The organism is Rhizobium sp. A22-96, assembly GCF_053521805.1.
Genome location: NZ_JBNWDQ010000002.1, coordinates 113,456 through 129,557, shown reverse-complemented (window position 1 = coordinate 129,557; position 16,102 = coordinate 113,456). Strand labels below are relative to the sequence as shown.

The 16,102-nt window shown below is 58.8% G+C and carries 15 protein-coding genes; 10 read left to right on the top strand and 5 right to left on the bottom strand.

Annotation, left to right across the window (positions count from 1 at the left end):
• The first annotated feature begins 33 nt into the window (after positions 1–33).
• On the top strand, positions 34–999 hold the full coding sequence (locus tag ACQZ6F_RS07075; RefSeq protein WP_449092304.1) for an alpha/beta fold hydrolase: 966 nt from the start codon (positions 34–36) through the stop codon (positions 997–999).
• Positions 1,000–1,057: 58 nt separating this feature from the next.
• Positions 1,058–1,666, top strand: coding sequence for a pyridoxamine 5'-phosphate oxidase family protein (locus ACQZ6F_RS07070; RefSeq protein WP_449092305.1), 609 nt, complete (start codon positions 1,058–1,060; stop codon positions 1,664–1,666).
• A gap of 71 nt (positions 1,667–1,737) precedes the next feature.
• Here the strand turns inward: ACQZ6F_RS07070 and ACQZ6F_RS07065 are convergent, their stop codons facing one another.
• Positions 1,738–2,805, bottom strand: coding sequence for a GGDEF domain-containing protein (locus tag ACQZ6F_RS07065; protein ID WP_449092306.1), 1,068 nt, complete (start codon positions 2,803–2,805; stop codon positions 1,738–1,740).
• 193 nt (positions 2,806–2,998) lie between these two features.
• Complete coding sequence (locus ACQZ6F_RS07060; RefSeq protein ID WP_449092307.1) at positions 2,999–4,606, bottom strand: fumarate hydratase; 1,608 nt, start codon at positions 4,604–4,606, stop codon at positions 2,999–3,001.
• 239 nt (positions 4,607–4,845) lie between these two features.
• Between ACQZ6F_RS07060 and ACQZ6F_RS07055 the strand changes: the two genes are divergently transcribed.
• A complete protein-coding gene (locus ACQZ6F_RS07055; RefSeq protein WP_449092308.1) occupies positions 4,846–5,088 on the top strand; it encodes a hypothetical protein in 243 nt (80 codons plus the stop codon).
• Positions 5,089–5,151: 63 nt separating this feature from the next.
• Here ACQZ6F_RS07055 and fumC read toward each other — a convergent pair whose 3' ends face one another.
• Positions 5,152–6,543: a class II fumarate hydratase gene (fumC, locus tag ACQZ6F_RS07050; protein ID WP_449092309.1), complete on the bottom strand. Its 1,392-nt coding sequence runs from the start codon at positions 6,541–6,543 to the stop codon at positions 5,152–5,154.
• Here fumC and ACQZ6F_RS07045 point away from each other — a divergent pair.
• The gene (locus ACQZ6F_RS07045; RefSeq protein ID WP_449092310.1) at positions 6,542–6,721 is read left to right on the top strand and encodes a hypothetical protein; all 180 of its coding nucleotides are present in this window, start codon (positions 6,542–6,544) and stop codon (positions 6,719–6,721) included. The two genes, fumC and ACQZ6F_RS07045, sit on opposite strands and share 2 nt — an antisense overlap.
• A 227-nt stretch (positions 6,722–6,948) precedes the next feature.
• Complete coding sequence (locus ACQZ6F_RS07040) at positions 6,949–8,847, top strand: L,D-transpeptidase family protein (RefSeq protein WP_449092311.1); 1,899 nt, start codon at positions 6,949–6,951, stop codon at positions 8,845–8,847.
• A 90-nt stretch (positions 8,848–8,937) separates the two neighbouring features.
• Here ACQZ6F_RS07040 and ACQZ6F_RS07035 read toward each other — a convergent pair whose 3' ends face one another.
• Together ACQZ6F_RS07035 and ACQZ6F_RS07030 are read right to left on the bottom strand one after the other, a co-directional pair.
• Positions 8,938–10,107, bottom strand: coding sequence for a TIGR02281 family clan AA aspartic protease (locus ACQZ6F_RS07035; RefSeq protein ID WP_449092312.1), 1,170 nt, complete (start codon positions 10,105–10,107; stop codon positions 8,938–8,940).
• 175 nt (positions 10,108–10,282) lie between these two features.
• Positions 10,283–10,957 carry an HAD family hydrolase gene (locus ACQZ6F_RS07030; RefSeq protein ID WP_449092313.1) on the bottom strand — a complete coding sequence of 225 codons (675 nt, stop codon included), beginning with the start codon at positions 10,955–10,957 and terminating at the stop codon, positions 10,283–10,285.
• A gap of 197 nt (positions 10,958–11,154) precedes the next feature.
• On the opposite strand from ACQZ6F_RS07030, the gene rpiA reads away from it, so the two are divergent.
• From rpiA to ACQZ6F_RS07005, 5 genes are all read left to right on the top strand, one after another.
• A complete protein-coding gene (gene rpiA, locus ACQZ6F_RS07025) occupies positions 11,155–11,856 on the top strand; it encodes a ribose-5-phosphate isomerase RpiA (RefSeq protein ID WP_449092314.1) in 702 nt (233 codons plus the stop codon).
• Between the two features lie 13 nt (positions 11,857–11,869).
• Positions 11,870–12,424, top strand: coding sequence for a DUF2059 domain-containing protein (locus tag ACQZ6F_RS07020; RefSeq protein WP_449092315.1), 555 nt, complete (start codon positions 11,870–11,872; stop codon positions 12,422–12,424).
• Between the two features lie 181 nt (positions 12,425–12,605).
• Positions 12,606–13,991, top strand: coding sequence for a glutathione-disulfide reductase (gor, locus tag ACQZ6F_RS07015; RefSeq protein WP_449092316.1), 1,386 nt, complete (start codon positions 12,606–12,608; stop codon positions 13,989–13,991).
• Positions 13,992–14,144: 153 nt separating this feature from the next.
• Positions 14,145–15,518, top strand: a complete 1,374-nt coding sequence (locus ACQZ6F_RS07010; protein ID WP_449092317.1) for a class II 3-deoxy-7-phosphoheptulonate synthase — start codon at positions 14,145–14,147, stop codon at positions 15,516–15,518.
• Between the two features lie 157 nt (positions 15,519–15,675).
• Positions 15,676–16,101: a GFA family protein gene (locus ACQZ6F_RS07005; RefSeq protein ID WP_449092318.1), complete on the top strand. Its 426-nt coding sequence runs from the start codon at positions 15,676–15,678 to the stop codon at positions 16,099–16,101.
• Position 16,102 lies beyond the last annotated feature (1 nt).

Genomic DNA, 16,102 nt, shown 5'->3' with positions numbered 1-16,102 from the left:
TTGTTCATAGTTGAACATTATTGGATTCCCACTATGCCATCCTTTGCGCTCAAGGTCACCCGGTCGAGCCTCTCCGGCCTCGGCAGGCTTTCGCCGAAGCTCGCCGGCAAGGCTGGCTTCAGGCTTTTCTGTCTCACTCCGTCGCGGCGGCCGCGTGGTGCCAAGGCCACGGCCGCCTATATGGAGGGCCGGGAACGTCTTGCGGTAGCAGAACAGTTCATGCTGCCCTTTCCCGGCGGACGCGCCATGGCCTATCGCTTCAACGGCGGCGCCAAGGGGCCGCGCAAGCGCTACCTCGTCGTCCATGGCTGGGGTTCCAGCAGCGAGTACATGTCCGAGCTGACGGCTTTTCTTGCCGGAACCGGGGCTGAGGTGATCTCGCTCGATCTTCCCGGACACGGCCGCTCCACCGGCCGCTTCCTCAATATACGCCTTGCGGTTACGGCTATAGCAGCCGCGTCAGAGCGCTTCGGTGTCCTTGATGCCGCGATCGGGCATTCCTTCGGCGGTGCTTCGCTGGCGCTTGCCTCTGCGGGCTTCCTGCCGGGCATCGATCCTATCGAGACGAAGAAGCTGGTGCTGATCGGAGCGCCCAGTGCCATGGGATGGCTGTTCAAGGATTTCGGCCGCTTGATGCACCTTCAGCCGCAGACGCAACATGCGCTGGAGGCCGAGGTCGGGCGTGTGACGGGCAGGGCGCTTACCGCCTATGACGAGCGGCACGCCATGCTCGATCCGGACCGGCCGGTTCTTGTCATCCATGCCGAGGACGACAAGGAAGTGAGTGCCGATCATGCCCGTGCCTATGCCGCGCAGGGAGAGCATGTTCGCCTCGTCTGGGCCAACGGCTTCGGCCATCGGCGCATCGTCAGTGCTGCGCCGGTATTCGAGGCGATCGATACCTTTCTTTCGGAAGCTGTCATTGCAGAAAAACCTCTCGAAACTGGCGATGGGACGGTGCTATCCTTTTATCGTCCCCTGGCTCGGCGGTCCTCGTAACGAGGCGTGTGCTGCGCCGGATTGTTGGCAAGGCGCCGCATAATGAACGCGAGGCAGCATGCGCATCGTTACTTCAGTCGAGGAATTGAGAGAACTTTACGGTCATGTCGGCGAGGCGTCGATCACCAAGGTGACGCAGGTGCTGACACCGCTATACCGACGAATGATCGAAGCTTCGCCGTTCATGGCATTGGCAACAGTGGGGCCTGAGGGGTTGGATTGTTCGCCGCGCGGTGACCTTGGCGGCGTCGTCCGTGTCGCCGATGAACGGACGCTGCATCTTCCGGATTGGCGGGGCAATAATCGTGTCGACTCGCTTGAGAACATCGTGCGGGATCCACGCGTGGCGCTGATGTTCCTGGTTCCCGGATCGAATACGACGATGCGGCTCAACGGTCGCGCGGTGGTCTCCATCGAGCCCGGCCTGCTTGATGGTTTTGAGATGGATGGAAAGCACCCGCGTTGCGTCGTGGTGATCACGATTGATGAGGTTTATTTCCAATGCGCGCGGGCGGTGATGCGGGCCGAGCTCTGGAATGCCGAGCGTTTCGTCGATCCGGTGAGCCTGCCGACGCCCGGCATGATGCTGAAAGCAGCGAAGGGTGATTTTGATCAGGAGGCCTATGATCGGGAGTGGCCTGCGCGGGCCGCCAAGACTCTCTGGTAGATAAGGCGCTTCGATAAACAGAACCGCCGGGCTGCCTGGGAAGCTGCGCCGGCGGTTGGTTGGCTGCACTTCTAGTTCTTGTAGATGAGCCAACTTTTGGTGAAGTCTTTCTGCATGCTTTCCTGATAGACATTCCAGCAGTTGCGACCGGCATTCTTGGCGCAATAAAGCGCGAGATCCGCCTTGTTATACAGTTCGCCGGAATCCGCGGTCTCCGATGCCATGCAGATGCCGAGCGAAATGGTAACGGGCCCGTAATCGACCCGTGTGCGCGAATTCTTGAACGGCGTCGTCTCCAGGGAGTGGCGGATGCGCTCGCAAACCGTCGTGACTTCCTCCGCCGTGACGCCTTCCAGGATCAGTGCGAATTCTTCGCCGCCGACACGGGCGACGAAGACCTCGCGCCGGACGTTGGCGCGGATAATCGAGGCAACGGTGGCAAGGATCTTGTCGCCGACGGGGTGGCCGTAGGTGTCGTTGATCCTCTTGAAATGATCGATATCGGCCAGCACGAGCGCCGTCGTCGGGCGGGTCAGTTGATTGTCGAAAATGGAGATCAAGCGATCCTCGAAGGCGCGGCGGTTGGAAAGCCGCGTCAGAGCATCCGTATTGGCGATACGCTTGTATTCATCCAGTTCCTTGCGGACCTGATCCATTTCCTGGCTGTGCTGCACCACGTTCTCGACGATCTTTTCGCCCTGTGCCATCGTATCGCCGGTCGCCGCAGTCAACATGTCGATCGCGTTGCGCAACAGGTCGGCGCTGTTATGGCTTCGGGAACTCATGCGCTCGCAGGTTTCGCCCAGAAGCCGATTGTAGCTCTCGAGCGTCGTCTGCTCCTGCTTCAATGCGCGCAGGACACCGTCCAGCTCAACGGTCAGCCGGGCGTGGGCATCGTCGAAAACACGGCCCGCATGCTGTGGAAAGTACTTGGCGCCGATGGTGTCCAATTCCTCCTGCGTCGCACTGTTGCCAAGGGCAGCCAGTTCGCGGGTCAGGGCAGGATTCGAACCGATATAGGCCTCATAGAAAAGCTCATAGTTGCGCGGAATAGGTGCGATCCCCATGGATCGCATGGCGTAGGTGATCTGCCCTGCCACGTCGGGAATTTGCGCCTTTGGCGCAATCGCCGTACTCATCGGTGAGCTCCGTAACATGTATTGGTTGAACCCATTTTTTAGTTACACCAAGATTCTTTGAAAAATCTTAAGAAGATGATTATGAATAGATATTGATCACTAAAGTTTTATTCAAAAGTTTTACAATTAAAGCATGTTTTACATACGAAGGCGCCGCCGGCGCCTTCTTCAAAGTCGGCTAAGGGAACTGTCATCACCCCAGGTTGAGCTCCTGGAAGAAGTCATTTCCCTTGTCGTCTATGACGATGAAGGCCGGGAAATCTTCCACCTCGATCTTCCAGACGGCCTCCATGCCGAGTTCGGGATATTCGAGTACCTCGACCTTCTTAATGCAGTCTTGCGCAAGGCGGGCAGCCGGGCCGCCGATCGAGCCGAGATAGAAGCCGCGATATGTCTTGCAGGCTTCGCGCACCGCGCGTGAGCGGTTGCCCTTGGCGAGCATGATCATCGAGCCGCCGAACGACTGAAACTGATCGACATAGCTGTCCATACGGCCCGCCGTCGTCGGCCCGAAGGAACCGGAAGCGTAGCCTGCCGGCGTCTTTGCCGGGCCTGCATAATAGACCGGATGGTTCTTCAGATAATCGGGCATGCCTTCGCCGTTTTCCAGGCGCTCACGGATTTTCGCATGCGCCAGGTCGCGAGCCACGATGATGGTACCAGTCAAGGATAGGCGCGTCTTGACCGGATGCTGTGACAGCTCGGCGAGGATTTCAGCCATCGGCCTGTTGAGGTCGATGCGAACCATCGATTCGGAAAGCTTGGCCTCGTCGATCTCGGGCATGTATTTCGACGGATCCGTTTCGAGCTGCTCGATAAAGATACCGTCGCGGGTTATCTTACCCTTGGCTTGACGGTCGGCGGAACAGGAAACGCCAAGTCCGATCGGCAGCGAGGCGCCGTGGCGGGGTAGGCGGATGACGCGGACGTCGTGGCAGAAATACTTGCCACCGAACTGCGCGCCGACGCCGAGGCTCTGCGTCAGCTTGTGGATTTCCTTTTCCATTTCGATATCCCGGAAGGCATGCCCGCTTTCGGAGCCCTCCGTGGGAAGACAGTCGAGATATCGTGTCGAGGCGAGCTTGACGGTTTTCAGGTTCATCTCCGCCGACGTGCCGCCGATGACGATCGCCAGATGGTAGGGCGGACAGGCCGCCGTGCCGAGCGTGAGGATCTTCTCCTTCAGGAAATCCAGCATGCGGTCATGCGTCAGAAGCGACGGGGTGCCCTGGTAGAGAAAGGTCTTGTTGGCCGAACCGCCGCCCTTGGCGACGAAGAGGAACTCGTAGGCGTCGGTGCCTTCCTCATAAATGTCAATCTGCGCCGGCAGGTTGTTCTTGGTGTTCTTTTCCTCGAACATCTTGATCGGCGCGAGCTGCGAATAGCGCAGATTCTTCTTCTCGTAGGCGTCTAGCACGCCCTTGGCCAGCGCACTGCTGTCGCCGCCTTCGGTCCAGACGCGGCGGCCCTTCTTGCCCATGATGATTGCCGTGCCGGTGTCCTGGCACATGGGGAGCACGCCGCCGGCGGCGATATTGGCATTCTTCAGCAGGTCATAGGCCACGAACCGATCGTTGTCGGTCGCCTCGGGATCATCGAGGATGGACGCCAATTGCTTCAGGTGGCCGGGCCGCAGCAGGTGATTGATATCGGCGAAAGCCGTCTCGGCGAGCAGGCGGATGCCTTCCGGATCGACAGTCAGGATGTCCTGACCCTTGAACGTGTCGACGGAAACATAATCGCCGGAAATCTTTCGATAGGGAGTGGCGTCTTCCCCGAGGGGAAATAGATCGTCAGCCATTTGGAAAACCTTTCAAGCCGGATGGCGGAGGAAGATATTTGGAAACGATCTAAATCCGGCTCGTCTCAAAAGCAATCGGCTGAAAAGCGCCTCCGGATTTCAAGCGGTGGATTGTCAACGCGACGTAGACAATCGGTGCTGAAAGTCCCGACTTCAAGAAACGATTGGAAGGGCGCACATTTGATCTAACGAGGGCAGGGCGAATGGGCCTGGAGAGCCCGGAACCAGGGATTGAGATCATGGATATCTCCCACAATCAGCATCACCACATTTCGCCGCTGGCAGTTGCGGCGCTTATCGCGGGCATTGGCATTTTCGGTGCTATCCACGGCGGTTACCTGAAGCATGCGTTTCACAAGGAAATTTTGGCGAGCATCGATCCGGCGACCGTGATCACGGCGAGCGACATGGTTTCGCCGAAGCAAGAGAGAAGGGCTATTGCCCCCGGGACGCATAAGCCGGCCACGGTAGACGCCCGTTAGAAGCGGCCGATCAGGCAGGCACCCCGCAAATATCGGGAGATGCCTGCCCCTGTTCATTCAATCCTACTTTGGGCCGATCATCGTTTCCGGCCGGACGATGGCGTCATATTCTTCTGAAGACACCAGCCCGCTTGCGAGAGCTTCTTCCTTCAGCGTCGTGCCATTCTTGTGGGCTGTCTTGGCGATCTTGGCGGCGCTATCGTAGCCGATCTTCGGCGCGAGCGCGGTCACCAGCATCAGCGAGCGTTCGAGGCCGGCCTTGATATTGTCTTCGCGGGCCTCGATGCCGACGACGCAATTGTCGGTGAAGGAGACGGCTGCGTCTCCGAGCAGCTGCACCGACTGCAGGAAATTGTAGGCCATCATTGGATTGTAGACGTTGAGTTCGAAGTGGCCCTGGCTGTCGGCGAAGGTCAGCGCGGCATTGTTGCCGAAGATATGGATGCAGACCTGCGTCATCGCCTCGCATTGGGTCGGGTTGACCTTGCCCGGCATGATCGACGAGCCCGGTTCGTTTTCCGGCAGGGCCAGTTCGCCAAGGCCGGAGCGCGGGCCCGAACCGAGCAGGCGGATGTCATTGGCGATCTTGAAGAGCGCTGCCGCCGCGGCATTGATCGCGCCATGGCTGAAGACCATCGAATCATGCGCGGCGAGCGCCTCGAACTTGTTCGGCGCGGTGACAAAGGGCAGGCCTGTAATCTTGGCAATCTCATCCGCGACCTTTTCGGCAAAACCGATCGGCGCGTTGAGGCCGGTGCCGACTGCGGTGCCGCCCTGGGCGAGTTCGCAAAGACCCGGCAGCGTCAGTTCGATGCGCTTGATCGAAGAGGCGACCTGCGCTGCATAGCCGGAAAACTCCTGGCCGAGCGTCAGCGGCGTTGCATCCTGCGTATGGGTGCGGCCGATCTTGATGATATGGGCGAAATCCGCGACCTTCTTTTCCAGGGCCGCGTGCAGATGCCGCAGCGACGGAAGCAGATGGTGGACGATCTGCTCGGCGCAGGCGATGTGCATGGCCGTCGGATAGGTGTCGTTCGACGACTGGCTCATGTTGACGTGATCATTCGGATGGACCGGCTTCTTTGAGCCCATGACGCCGCCGAGCATTTCGATCGCGCGGTTCGAGATCACTTCATTGGCATTCATGTTCGATTGCGTGCCGGAGCCAGTCTGCCACACGACAAGCGGAAAATGGTCGTTGAGCTTGCCGTCGATGACTTCCTGCGCCGCTGCCTCGATGGTCTTGCCGAGCGCCGGGTCCAGCTGCCCAAGCTCCGTGTTGGCGCGTGCGGCTGCCTGCTTGACGATACCGAGGGCGCGTATGACCGACAGCGGCTGCTTTTCCCAGCCGATCTTGAAATTGCCGAGCGAGCGTTGCGCCTGTGCGCCCCAATAGCGGTCGCTGGCAACTTCGATCGGGCCGAAGGTATCGGTTTCGGTGCGGGTGGAAGTCATGTTCCTGATCCTGCCTTCTATGGAAATAGATAGCAGCCATATAGGCCCGAATGGCGCCCATGAAAACAGCAAAGCGGAATTTCATGATTATAAAAATCATGTTTTTAATCCGCCCCAGGGCGTGCCCTTTTTGACACGCCGCTCATATATTCTCGAAGATGAATTTTCCGGCGCTTAAAAAGCTCGGGAAATTTCAATAAAAGATTAACCAATAATTTCATAATTTTGTGTGAATTGAATCACGGAGCACGTCTTCGCTTCGTAACGTGAAGTTGAGACACTGAACGAAAGGCGGGTCTCGCTGTTTTCATAGTAAAGGGTATACGATGTCTACGACATCGCGGCCCAGTTGAAACGGCGCCGTCTGGCTCGAAGTTATCGCACGATACAGGGACTGATTAGAGAATGAAACTTGCAGCCAAAGCCACAGCATCCGTCCTGGCTCTTTCCTGTTGCCTTTCCGCAGTCGGCGCGACGTCGGCGAGTGCCATGACCCTCATGGATTTTATCCGTGGTGGGCAGGGGCGTCAGCAGAGCACGCAGGTATCGGCTCCGGTTCCCGTCAATCCGGCGCAGACGCTGAACTCCGATCAGCCTCCGCAGGCCAAGCAGCCGCTGCCGAAGGTCGATGCGCCGAAATACTATACTTACAAGGCCGACTCGATGCGTCTTGTGTCGACCTCGCATTTTGCCGATCCGGTGGTAACCGGCGCCGTCGCGGATGCGTCGCCTACGCCAACTCCGGTCGATACCGAAGGTTCGCAGCGCCGCTATCTGTCGGATGCGCGGGTTATGGCGACCAATGACGTGGCCAAGGCCGTCGAGGCTTACTACGCGGATCAGAGCAAACCGCTTCTCTGGGTTGCCGATCATGCCGTTAGCGACAAGGCAAAGGCAGCCCTTGGTGTTCTTGCTGACGCCGGTTCTGTCGGTCTCAACCCAGCAGACTATGCCGTAACGCCTCCGGCGGCCGATGCGGCGGATGTCGATCCTGTGTTGCGCGACCGCGCGCTGATGCAGTTCGAACTGGCGCTTTCCACCAAGGTGCTGATGTTCGTCCAGGATACGGTCCGTGGCCGTCTCGACCCGAACAAGATCTCCGGCTACCACGATTTCAAGCGCAAGGATGTCAACCTGACAGCCATGCTCGACGTGCTACGCGCAAGCCCTGATGTTGCCGCCTATCTCAACAGCCGCAGCCCGTCCAACCAGCAGTTCACGCTGCTCAAGGCAGAGCTTGCCAAGCTGCGCGCCGAATCCGGTGCCGATGGCAGCGCTATCACCGTTTCCTTGACCGGCACCCTGAAGCCGGGCGGCAGCTCGCCGGAAATGGCCAATATCGTCAAGGCGATCCAGCATCGTGGATCTGATGCGCTGAAGACGGCGCATGCCGACGTTCTCGCTTCCTATCTCGGCACGCCCGATTACACGCCGGACCTCGTTTCTCTGGTCGAAGACTTCCAGAAAGAAAAGGGCCTGACGTCGGATGGCGTCATCGGTCCGTCTTCGGTTCGCGCCATGGTCGGCGAGAACAACGACACCAAGATCCAGAAGCTTGTTATCGCCATGGAGCAGCTGCGTTGGTTGCCGCCCGAACTTGGACCGCGCTACGTGCTGATCAACCAGCCGGCTTTCATGGTATATTACTACAATAACAACCAGGAACAGCTGTCGATGCGCGTCGTCGTCGGCGGCAAGCAGCATCAGACATTCTTCTTCGAAAACCAGATCCAGACCGTCGAGTTCAATCCGTTCTGGGGCGTTCCGCAGTCGATCATCATCAATGAGATGCTGCCGAAGCTGCGCGCCGATCCGAACTATCTCGATCGCATGGGTTATCAGGTCGAAGTCGGTGGTCAGGCCGTGGCATCGTCCAGCGTCGACTGGTACGGCTCGACCAAGAACATCGCCGTGCGCCAGCCGCCGAGCAGCGACAATGCTCTTGGCGAGTTGAAGATCCTCTTCCCGAACTCTCATGCGATCTACATGCATGACACGCCGCAGAAGAGCTTCTTCAAGAAGGATATGCGCGCCCTCAGCCACGGTTGCGTCCGTCTGGCCGATCCGCGCGCCATGGCCGCTGCTGTTCTGAACACCACGGTCGATGACGTCGCCAAGCAGATCGCCGCCGGCCAGAACAAGGCTGTCGCTGTGCCGCAGAAGTTCCCGATCTACATCGCTTACTTCACCGCCTGGCCGAACAAGGATGGCGTCATCCAGTACTTCAACGACGTCTACGACCGCGACGCGGCAACGCAGAAGGCGCTGGATACGACCACCAAGTCGCGTACGGCTCAGATCTAAGTTCGAGTTGGCAGAAAAACAAAGGGCGGCCGATTGGCCGCCCTTTTGCGTTTAAGCGTCTAGCCCTCGACGCGGTTTTCTTGCGTTACTTCAATCTTTCGCCTCAATACGCCATTCGCGACTACCAAAGGTTACGTCGAAGCGTGACAGGAACGAGCGTCCGAGCAGACCGTCGACCTCGTTGCCCAGGGCCGCGTCGTCTTCGAGCACAGCGGCTGTGATGTCGCTGGCTTCGACGTGACCGACCTTCACTGTTGCTGCGGTCGTATGTATGGCCTGGGAAACGCCGTTGGCAGTCTGCAGCGAGATTCCGTTGCCGCCATCGACTGGAATTTTCGCGCGTGCGGCGAAAGCTTTACTGACAGCCACGAAACTCGCGCCGGTGTCCACAATGAACGTACCTTCCGTGCCGTTGACCGAGACCCTGGCAAGGATAACGTTCTTTCCTTGAGTGGGAAATCGATCGCTGCCGGTGGCATAGGTCGAGGCGCACTTCCCTTTGGTTTGATATTCCTTGATAATTCCGCGCACGATCGCAGTATCGTTCCGATCGGGATTCGTGGATACCCAGAGCTGAAGCGGGCCGATTGCCTCGCAATACTCTCCAAGATCTCGATAGCCGTTCGAAAGGCCTTCGAAGACCATGCTGTTCAGCATTGCGATGTTGTCGGTCAAGCCAATGACCGAATAGTAGTCGTCGATGGCTTCGCGGTATTTCTTTGCATTCCCGCGTATTTGAGCGCGCTGGAAATAGAAATCCGGCATTCCCGGCGACATTATTATCAGGTCATTCGAGACCTTCAGCGCTTCATCAAAATCGCTGAGATTGTCGAGTATATTGGCAGCTGCGCTCAGGGCGACATTGGAGGGTTTGCATTTTTTGGAGAAGGCAATGAAGACCTTGGCTGCCTCTCGGCTGTAACCCTGTTTCTGCAACTCGTCTGCAAACTTGTAAACCGCATTCCAATCGCAATGCTCGCGCCGGAGCATGTCGAGATCGGCTGCCATGATTGCTCGTCCGGCAACGACATTCGGCAGGGGATCAATGTCGAAATGCTTGTACACCGCCATCAAGGCCGCATCAGGCGCCGCGTATGTTGCCTGCTCGACATAGCCGACAACGCGGTCGCCATAGACATAGAACCAAAGGCCGGCGCACAGAGCCGCGAAAATGATAAGTGTCCGGACAATCGGAGCAAGCCACCCTCTGCGGCTCGGTAATCTACCGCTGTTGCGGTCTTCTGGATCTGCTGCAAGCACGCGGCCACTCCAACGCCTGACTACCTCTTGTCTCGGCATCACGTCCGGATGGATATTTCCATTCGGTTATTTGTTGGGATGGTCGCGAGACGTCTAAAAGTTGTGGCGCAGTCGCGCGTATATCGCAAGGCCGTCTGCAACCTTGCTGGCTGAACTAACAAGGATTTTTCAAGGTTCAGGCGGCGAGCATTCCCTCGACGAGCTCGGGGGTAAGTTCGTCATAGTGGTAGATGATCCGGCTTGGCTCGAGTGTTTCAATGCCGACGTCGGAATAGCCGAAGGGGACGGCGATCGAGGGAACGCCGGCGTTTCTGGCAACGAGAATATCGTTGACGCTGTCTCCGACCATGATGGTGCGGGCGATGTCGCCTCCGGCGCGTTCGACGGTGCCGATCAGGTGCTCGGCATTTGGCTTGCGCACGGCGAACGTATCGCCGCCGGTGATGGCTTCGAAATAGTGCGTGAGGTCGAGCTTGTCGAGAAGCGTGCGGGCGAGGGATTCCATCTTGTTCGTGCAGACGGCGAGCTTGTAGCCCTTGCTCTTCAGCGTGCCGAGTGCGGCCACGAGCCCGGGATAGGGCTGTGTGACGCCAGGCATCGTCTCGGAATAATGGGTGATGAAGCGCTGCATGAGGGCCGGCACTTCCTCCGGCGTCAGCGTGTAGCCATGCAGCTTACAGGCCCGTTCGATCATGACTTGCGCGCCGTAGCCCACGAGGTGGGTGATGTCGTCGTAGGTGACCGGCGGCAGCTTGAGCGCCGCGATGGTGTGGTTCAGGCTAACGATGAGATCTGCGTGCGTGTCGAGCAGCGTGCCATCGAGATCGAATACGACAAGGGGAGATGTCACGAGGAGTAGGCCTTTGCATGGGAAGAAATAGAGCGTCTTTCGGAGTTAGAAGATCACACGCGCAATTGCAACCGAAGGCCCTGCAAGCTTCGGCAAAGAGGCGCGGGGATTTCTATCTTGTGCCGTTATTTTGGCTTTCGTTTGGCTGGAGAGCCGTGTAAACAGCAGACCAACGTAACAACGGGAGCAGGTGGCGCATGGACGCCCGCCAGATGAAGATTGAGGCTGCGAGGGCGGCCCTGACCTATGTCGAGAGCGGCATGCGGCTTGGGATCGGCACGGGCAGCACGGCGGAGGAGTTCGTTCGGCTGCTCGCCGAAAAAGTCGCATCCGGTCTCTCGATCGAAGGCGTTCCGACATCGGAGCGGACGGCAAAGCTCTGCAACGAGCTTGGCGTGCCGCTGAAGTCGCTGGACGAGCTTCCCGCACTCGACCTCACCATTGACGGTGCCGACGAACTGGACGGCGCGCTTACCCTGATCAAGGGCGGAGGCGGCGCATTGTTGCGCGAAAAGATCGTTGCGGCCTCTTCGGCCCAGATGATCGTGATTGCCGACGAAAGCAAGCTCGTTCAGACGCTTGGCGCGTTTCCACTGCCGATCGAGGTCAATCCCTTCGGCCTTGCTTCGACACGGATTCTCATCGAGAAGGCAGCGTCGCGTCTCAACCTGTCCGGCGCGCTCAATCTGCGTCTCGCGGGTGACAAGACCTTCGTCACCGATGGTGGACATTTTATCATTGATGCATCTTTCGGCCGCATTCCTGATGCAGAGGCGCTGTCGACTGAGCTGCATTCGATTCCCGGCGTTGTCGAACACGGGCTCTTCATCAATATGGCGACATTAGCGATCATTGCCGGCCCCGGCGGTGCGCGTACGTTGCGGGCGAACAATACATAGGAGCACTCATCTCATGATCAAATTTGCGGGTCTTGGCCGTTTTGCCGCTGCAACCATTCTTCTTTCCGGCATTGCATTCGGCTCTGTCAGCGCTCAGGAAGTTTCCGAGGATCAGATCAAGGCTGCACGTGCCGCCATCAACGCACTCGGCATCACCAATCAGTTCGACAATATTCTGCCGAATCTGGCCGAACAGCTGAAGAGCACGATGATCCAGGCCAACCCGAACTTCGGCGATGCGATCAACTCCACGGTTGACGCCACCGCGCTCGCTCTCGCGCCGCGCCGCGCCGACCTCGAGCGTGAAGCCGCCGTGACCTATGCCAAGGCCTTTTCGGCCGACGAGCTCAAGGCAATCGCCGATTTCTATAATTCGACAGCTGGCAAGAAGCTTCTGAAGGACGGCCCGTTGGCAACCCGCGAACTCTACAAGGCTGCTGACATCTGGAGCCAGGGCATTTCGCGCGATCTCGCCAACCAGAGCAACGATGCCTTGCAGAAGGTCGTCAAGCAGCCGGTCACCGCACCTGATGCAGGCGCGCCCGCACAGCCTGCAGCGAAGCCGTAAGCTGCCATTTTCGCAAGGTCGTTCTCGAGGCGGAATTTCACGTTTTCGAAATGATCGGCAAGCATTGCAGATTCAAAGCCCGGATACCATTCCGGGCTTTTCTTTTTGTGCCGCGACTTCCTATATGAATGCCACCCCTATTGGCGCTTCGTGCGCGTTTTGATGTTTACAGGAGCCATCCATGCCTTCGTTTGATTTCGACCTTTTCGTGATTGGCGGCGGCTCCGGCGGTGTGCGCAGCGCGCGCGTGGCCGCATCGCTTGGCAAAAAGGTCGGCATTGCCGAGGAATATCGCTATGGCGGCACCTGCGTCATTCGCGGCTGCGTGCCGAAGAAGCTGTTCGTCTATGCGTCGCAGTATAGCGAGCATTTCGAGGATGCGGCCGGCTACGGCTGGACAGTCGGCGAGAGCAGCTTCGATTGGAAGAAGCTGATTGCGGCAAAGGACAAGGAAATTGCTCGCCTAGAAGGCCTTTATCGCAAGGGGCTCGATAACGCCAAGGCCGAGATCTTCGACACCCGCGCCGAGCTGGTGGATGCTCATACGGTCAAGCTGCTGAAGACCGGCCAGACGGTGACGGCCGAAACCATCGTCATTGCCACCGGCGGTAGGCCGAACCTGCATACGGCGTTGCCCGGTCATGAGCTTTGCATCTCGTCGAACGAAGCTTTCCATCTTGAGGAATTGCCGAAGTCGATCCTGATTGCCGGCGGCGGCTATATCGCCGTCGAATTCGCCAATATCTTCCATGGCCTCGGCGTCGAGACGACGCTGATCTATCGCGGCGCCGAGATCCTCTCGCGGTTCGACCAGGACCTGCGCAAGGGCCTGCATGAGGCGATGGAGGAGAAAGGCATTCGCATTCTCTGCCACGACATCATCCAGAGCGTGGAGAAGGTGGAAAATAGGCTCCATGTCCGCACGAAGAACGACAAAAGCCTGACGGTCGATACTGTCATGCTGGCGCTCGGCCGTACGCCGAATACGGAAAGCCTCGGCCTGGAAGCTGCCGGTGTTGCGATCAACGAACAGGGCGCCGTCGTCGTTGACGAGTACTCGCGCACGTCAGTGCCGAACATCTATGCTCTGGGTGACGTCACCGATCGGGTGCAGCTGACGCCCGTGGCGATCCACGAGGCCATGTGCTTCATCGAGACCGTCTACAAGAACAATCCGACGCGGCCGGATCACGAACTGATCCCGACAGCCGTGTTCTCACAGCCGGAGATCGGTACGGTCGGCATTAGCGAAGAGGATGCGGCCAAGCGCTATCCGGAACTCGAAGTCTATCGCGCCCAGTTCCGGCCGATGAAGGCGACGCTTTCGGGACGTACCGAAAAGATGATCATGAAGCTGATCGTCAATGCTGCTGACCGCAAGGTGATCGGCGCTCATATTCTCGGCCACGATGCCGGCGAGATGGCGCAGCTGCTCGGCATTACGCTGAAGGCCGGCTGCACCAAGGATGATTTCGATCGCACCATGGCCGTTCATCCCACCGCGTCGGAAGAACTGGTGACGATGTATTCGCCGAGCTACCGCATCCGCAATGGCGAGCGCGTGTAACACCTCGCTTTGGTGCAGTTATCGCCCGCGCCACAAAAGATCAGCACAGTAGTTCGCCTGCCTTTGCAAGCGGGCGGCAAAGGTTTATAAGCGCGCGTTATTTACGACGACGGGACGCCCGGCAAAGACCGGGCGCGCAAGCAGGTGAGTGAGATGGCACAGAATTGGACACCCAGCAGTTGGCGGCAGAAACCAATCCAGCAGGTGCCGGATTTTCCGGATAAGGCAGCGCTAGCAGACACCGAAGCGCAGCTCGCAAGCTATCCGCCGCTGGTTTTTGCTGGCGAAGCGCGTCGTCTGAAGGCGCATCTGGCCAATGTTGCCGAAGGCAACGGTTTCCTGCTGCAGGGCGGCGATTGCGCTGAAAGCTTCGCCGAACACGGCGCGGACAACATTCGCGACTTCTTCCGTGCCTTCCTGCAGATGGCTGTCGTGCTGACGTTTGGTGCGCAGCTGCCGGTGGTGAAGGTTGGTCGTATCGCCGGCCAGTTCGCCAAGCCGCGGTCCTCGAACATCGAGACGCTGAATGGTGTGTCCCTGCCGAGCTACCGCGGCGACATCATCAACGGCATCGATTTCACCGAAGAGTCGCGCGTCCCCAATCCGGAACGTCAGATGATGGCTTACCGCCAGTCTGCCGCGACGCTCAACCTGCTGCGCGCTTTCGCGATGGGTGGCTATGCCAACCTCGAAAACGTCCAGAAGTGGATGCTGGGCTTCGTCAAGGACAGCCCGCAGGGCGAGCGCTACCGTAAGCTTGCCGATCGCATCGGCGAGACCATGGATTTCATGCGTGCGATCGGCATCACCGCCGAGAGCAATGCGAGCCTGCGCGAAACCGATTTCTTCACCAGCCACGAGGCGCTGCTTCTGGGCTATGAAGAAGCCTTCACCCGCGTCGACTCCACGACCGGCGACTGGTACGCGACATCGGGCCATATGCTCTGGATCGGCGACCGTACGCGCCAGGCCGATCATGCCCATGTTGAGTATTTCCGCGGGATCAAGAACCCGATCGGCTTGAAGTGCGGTCCTTCGCTGCAGGCCGACGATCTGCTTAACCTGATCGACATCCTCAACCCGCAGAACGAAGCTGGCCGTCTGACGCTGATCTGCCGCTTCGGCCACGACAAGGTTGCCGACAACCTGCCGCGCCTCATTCGCGCTGTCGAGAAGGAAGGCCGTAAGGTCGTCTGGTCTTGCGATCCAATGCATGGAAACACGATCACGCTCAACAACTACAAGACCCGTCCGTTCGAGCGAATCCTGTCGGAAGTGGAAAGCTTCTTCCAGATCCACCGCGCCGAAGGCACGCATCCAGGCGGCATCCACATCGAGATGACCGGCAAAGATGTGACCGAATGCACAGGCGGCGCCCGCGCCGTCGGTGCCGAGGACCTGCAGGATCGCTATCACACCCATTGCGACCCGCGCCTCAATGCCGACCAGGCACTCGAGCTCGCCTTCCTGCTCGCCGAGCGGATGAAGGGCGGCCGCGACGAGAAGCGTCTGCGCGCCCACGGCTGATTGAAATCAGCTTTGTGAATTATCAGACGGGCCGGCGATAAGCTGGCCCGTTTGCGTTTATGGCGGACGGATCAATCCGGCTGAAAGGCGCTTCATTTCTTTGAATTTGACCCAGATGTCATTCTCGGAAAAGCTCCCTCAAAAAAGGGGAGCGATCATGAGCGACGAACATTCCGGAGCCTGCCTTTGCGGCGGCGTACGTTTCAAGACACGCGGCGAACTGCGGGAGGTTGTGGCATGCCATTGTTCGCAATGCCGCAAGCAGACCGGGCTCTATTACGCAGCCACCAACGTGCCGATCGCCAACCTTGTCATCGAGGGAGAAGAGGCGATCACCTGGTATCGCGCCAGCACATTTGCTCGCCGCGGTTTCTGCAAGACCTGCGGCTCGGCATTGTTCTGGGCGGCTGACGGCGCCGAGGAAATCTCGATCATGGCCGGGCTCTTCGACCAGCCCACCGGCGTCGAGATCTCCTATCATATCTATTGTGCCGACAAGGGTGACTATTACGAGATCACCGACGGGTTGCCGCAGTACAGACAGGGACGACCGGGACTGCTGACGGCGGGACCCTCGGACTAAT

Excerpts from the sequence above, each read along its gene's own strand:
- ACQZ6F_RS07075 (WP_449092304.1), top strand. The coding sequence starts at position 34 with ATGCCATCCTTTGCGCTCAAGGTCACCCGGTCGAGCCTCTCCGGCCTC.
- ACQZ6F_RS07070 (WP_449092305.1), top strand. The coding sequence starts at position 1,058 with ATGCGCATCGTTACTTCAGTCGAGGAATTGAGAGAACTTTACGGTCAT.
- ACQZ6F_RS07065 (WP_449092306.1), bottom strand. The coding sequence starts at position 2,805 with ATGAGTACGGCGATTGCGCCAAAGGCGCAAATTCCCGACGTGGCAGGG.
- ACQZ6F_RS07060 (WP_449092307.1), bottom strand. The coding sequence starts at position 4,606 with ATGGCTGACGATCTATTTCCCCTCGGGGAAGACGCCACTCCCTATCGA.
- ACQZ6F_RS07055 (WP_449092308.1), top strand. The coding sequence starts at position 4,846 with ATGGATATCTCCCACAATCAGCATCACCACATTTCGCCGCTGGCAGTT.
- ACQZ6F_RS07045 (WP_449092310.1), top strand. The coding sequence starts at position 6,542 with ATGTTCCTGATCCTGCCTTCTATGGAAATAGATAGCAGCCATATAGGC.
- fumC (WP_449092309.1), bottom strand. The coding sequence starts at position 6,543 with ATGACTTCCACCCGCACCGAAACCGATACCTTCGGCCCGATCGAAGTT.
- ACQZ6F_RS07040 (WP_449092311.1), top strand. The coding sequence starts at position 6,949 with ATGAAACTTGCAGCCAAAGCCACAGCATCCGTCCTGGCTCTTTCCTGT.
- rpiA (WP_449092314.1), top strand. The coding sequence starts at position 11,155 with ATGGACGCCCGCCAGATGAAGATTGAGGCTGCGAGGGCGGCCCTGACC.
- ACQZ6F_RS07020 (WP_449092315.1), top strand. The coding sequence starts at position 11,870 with ATGATCAAATTTGCGGGTCTTGGCCGTTTTGCCGCTGCAACCATTCTT.
- gor (WP_449092316.1), top strand. The coding sequence starts at position 12,606 with ATGCCTTCGTTTGATTTCGACCTTTTCGTGATTGGCGGCGGCTCCGGC.
- ACQZ6F_RS07010 (WP_449092317.1), top strand. The coding sequence starts at position 14,145 with ATGGCACAGAATTGGACACCCAGCAGTTGGCGGCAGAAACCAATCCAG.
- ACQZ6F_RS07005 (WP_449092318.1), top strand. The coding sequence starts at position 15,676 with ATGAGCGACGAACATTCCGGAGCCTGCCTTTGCGGCGGCGTACGTTTC.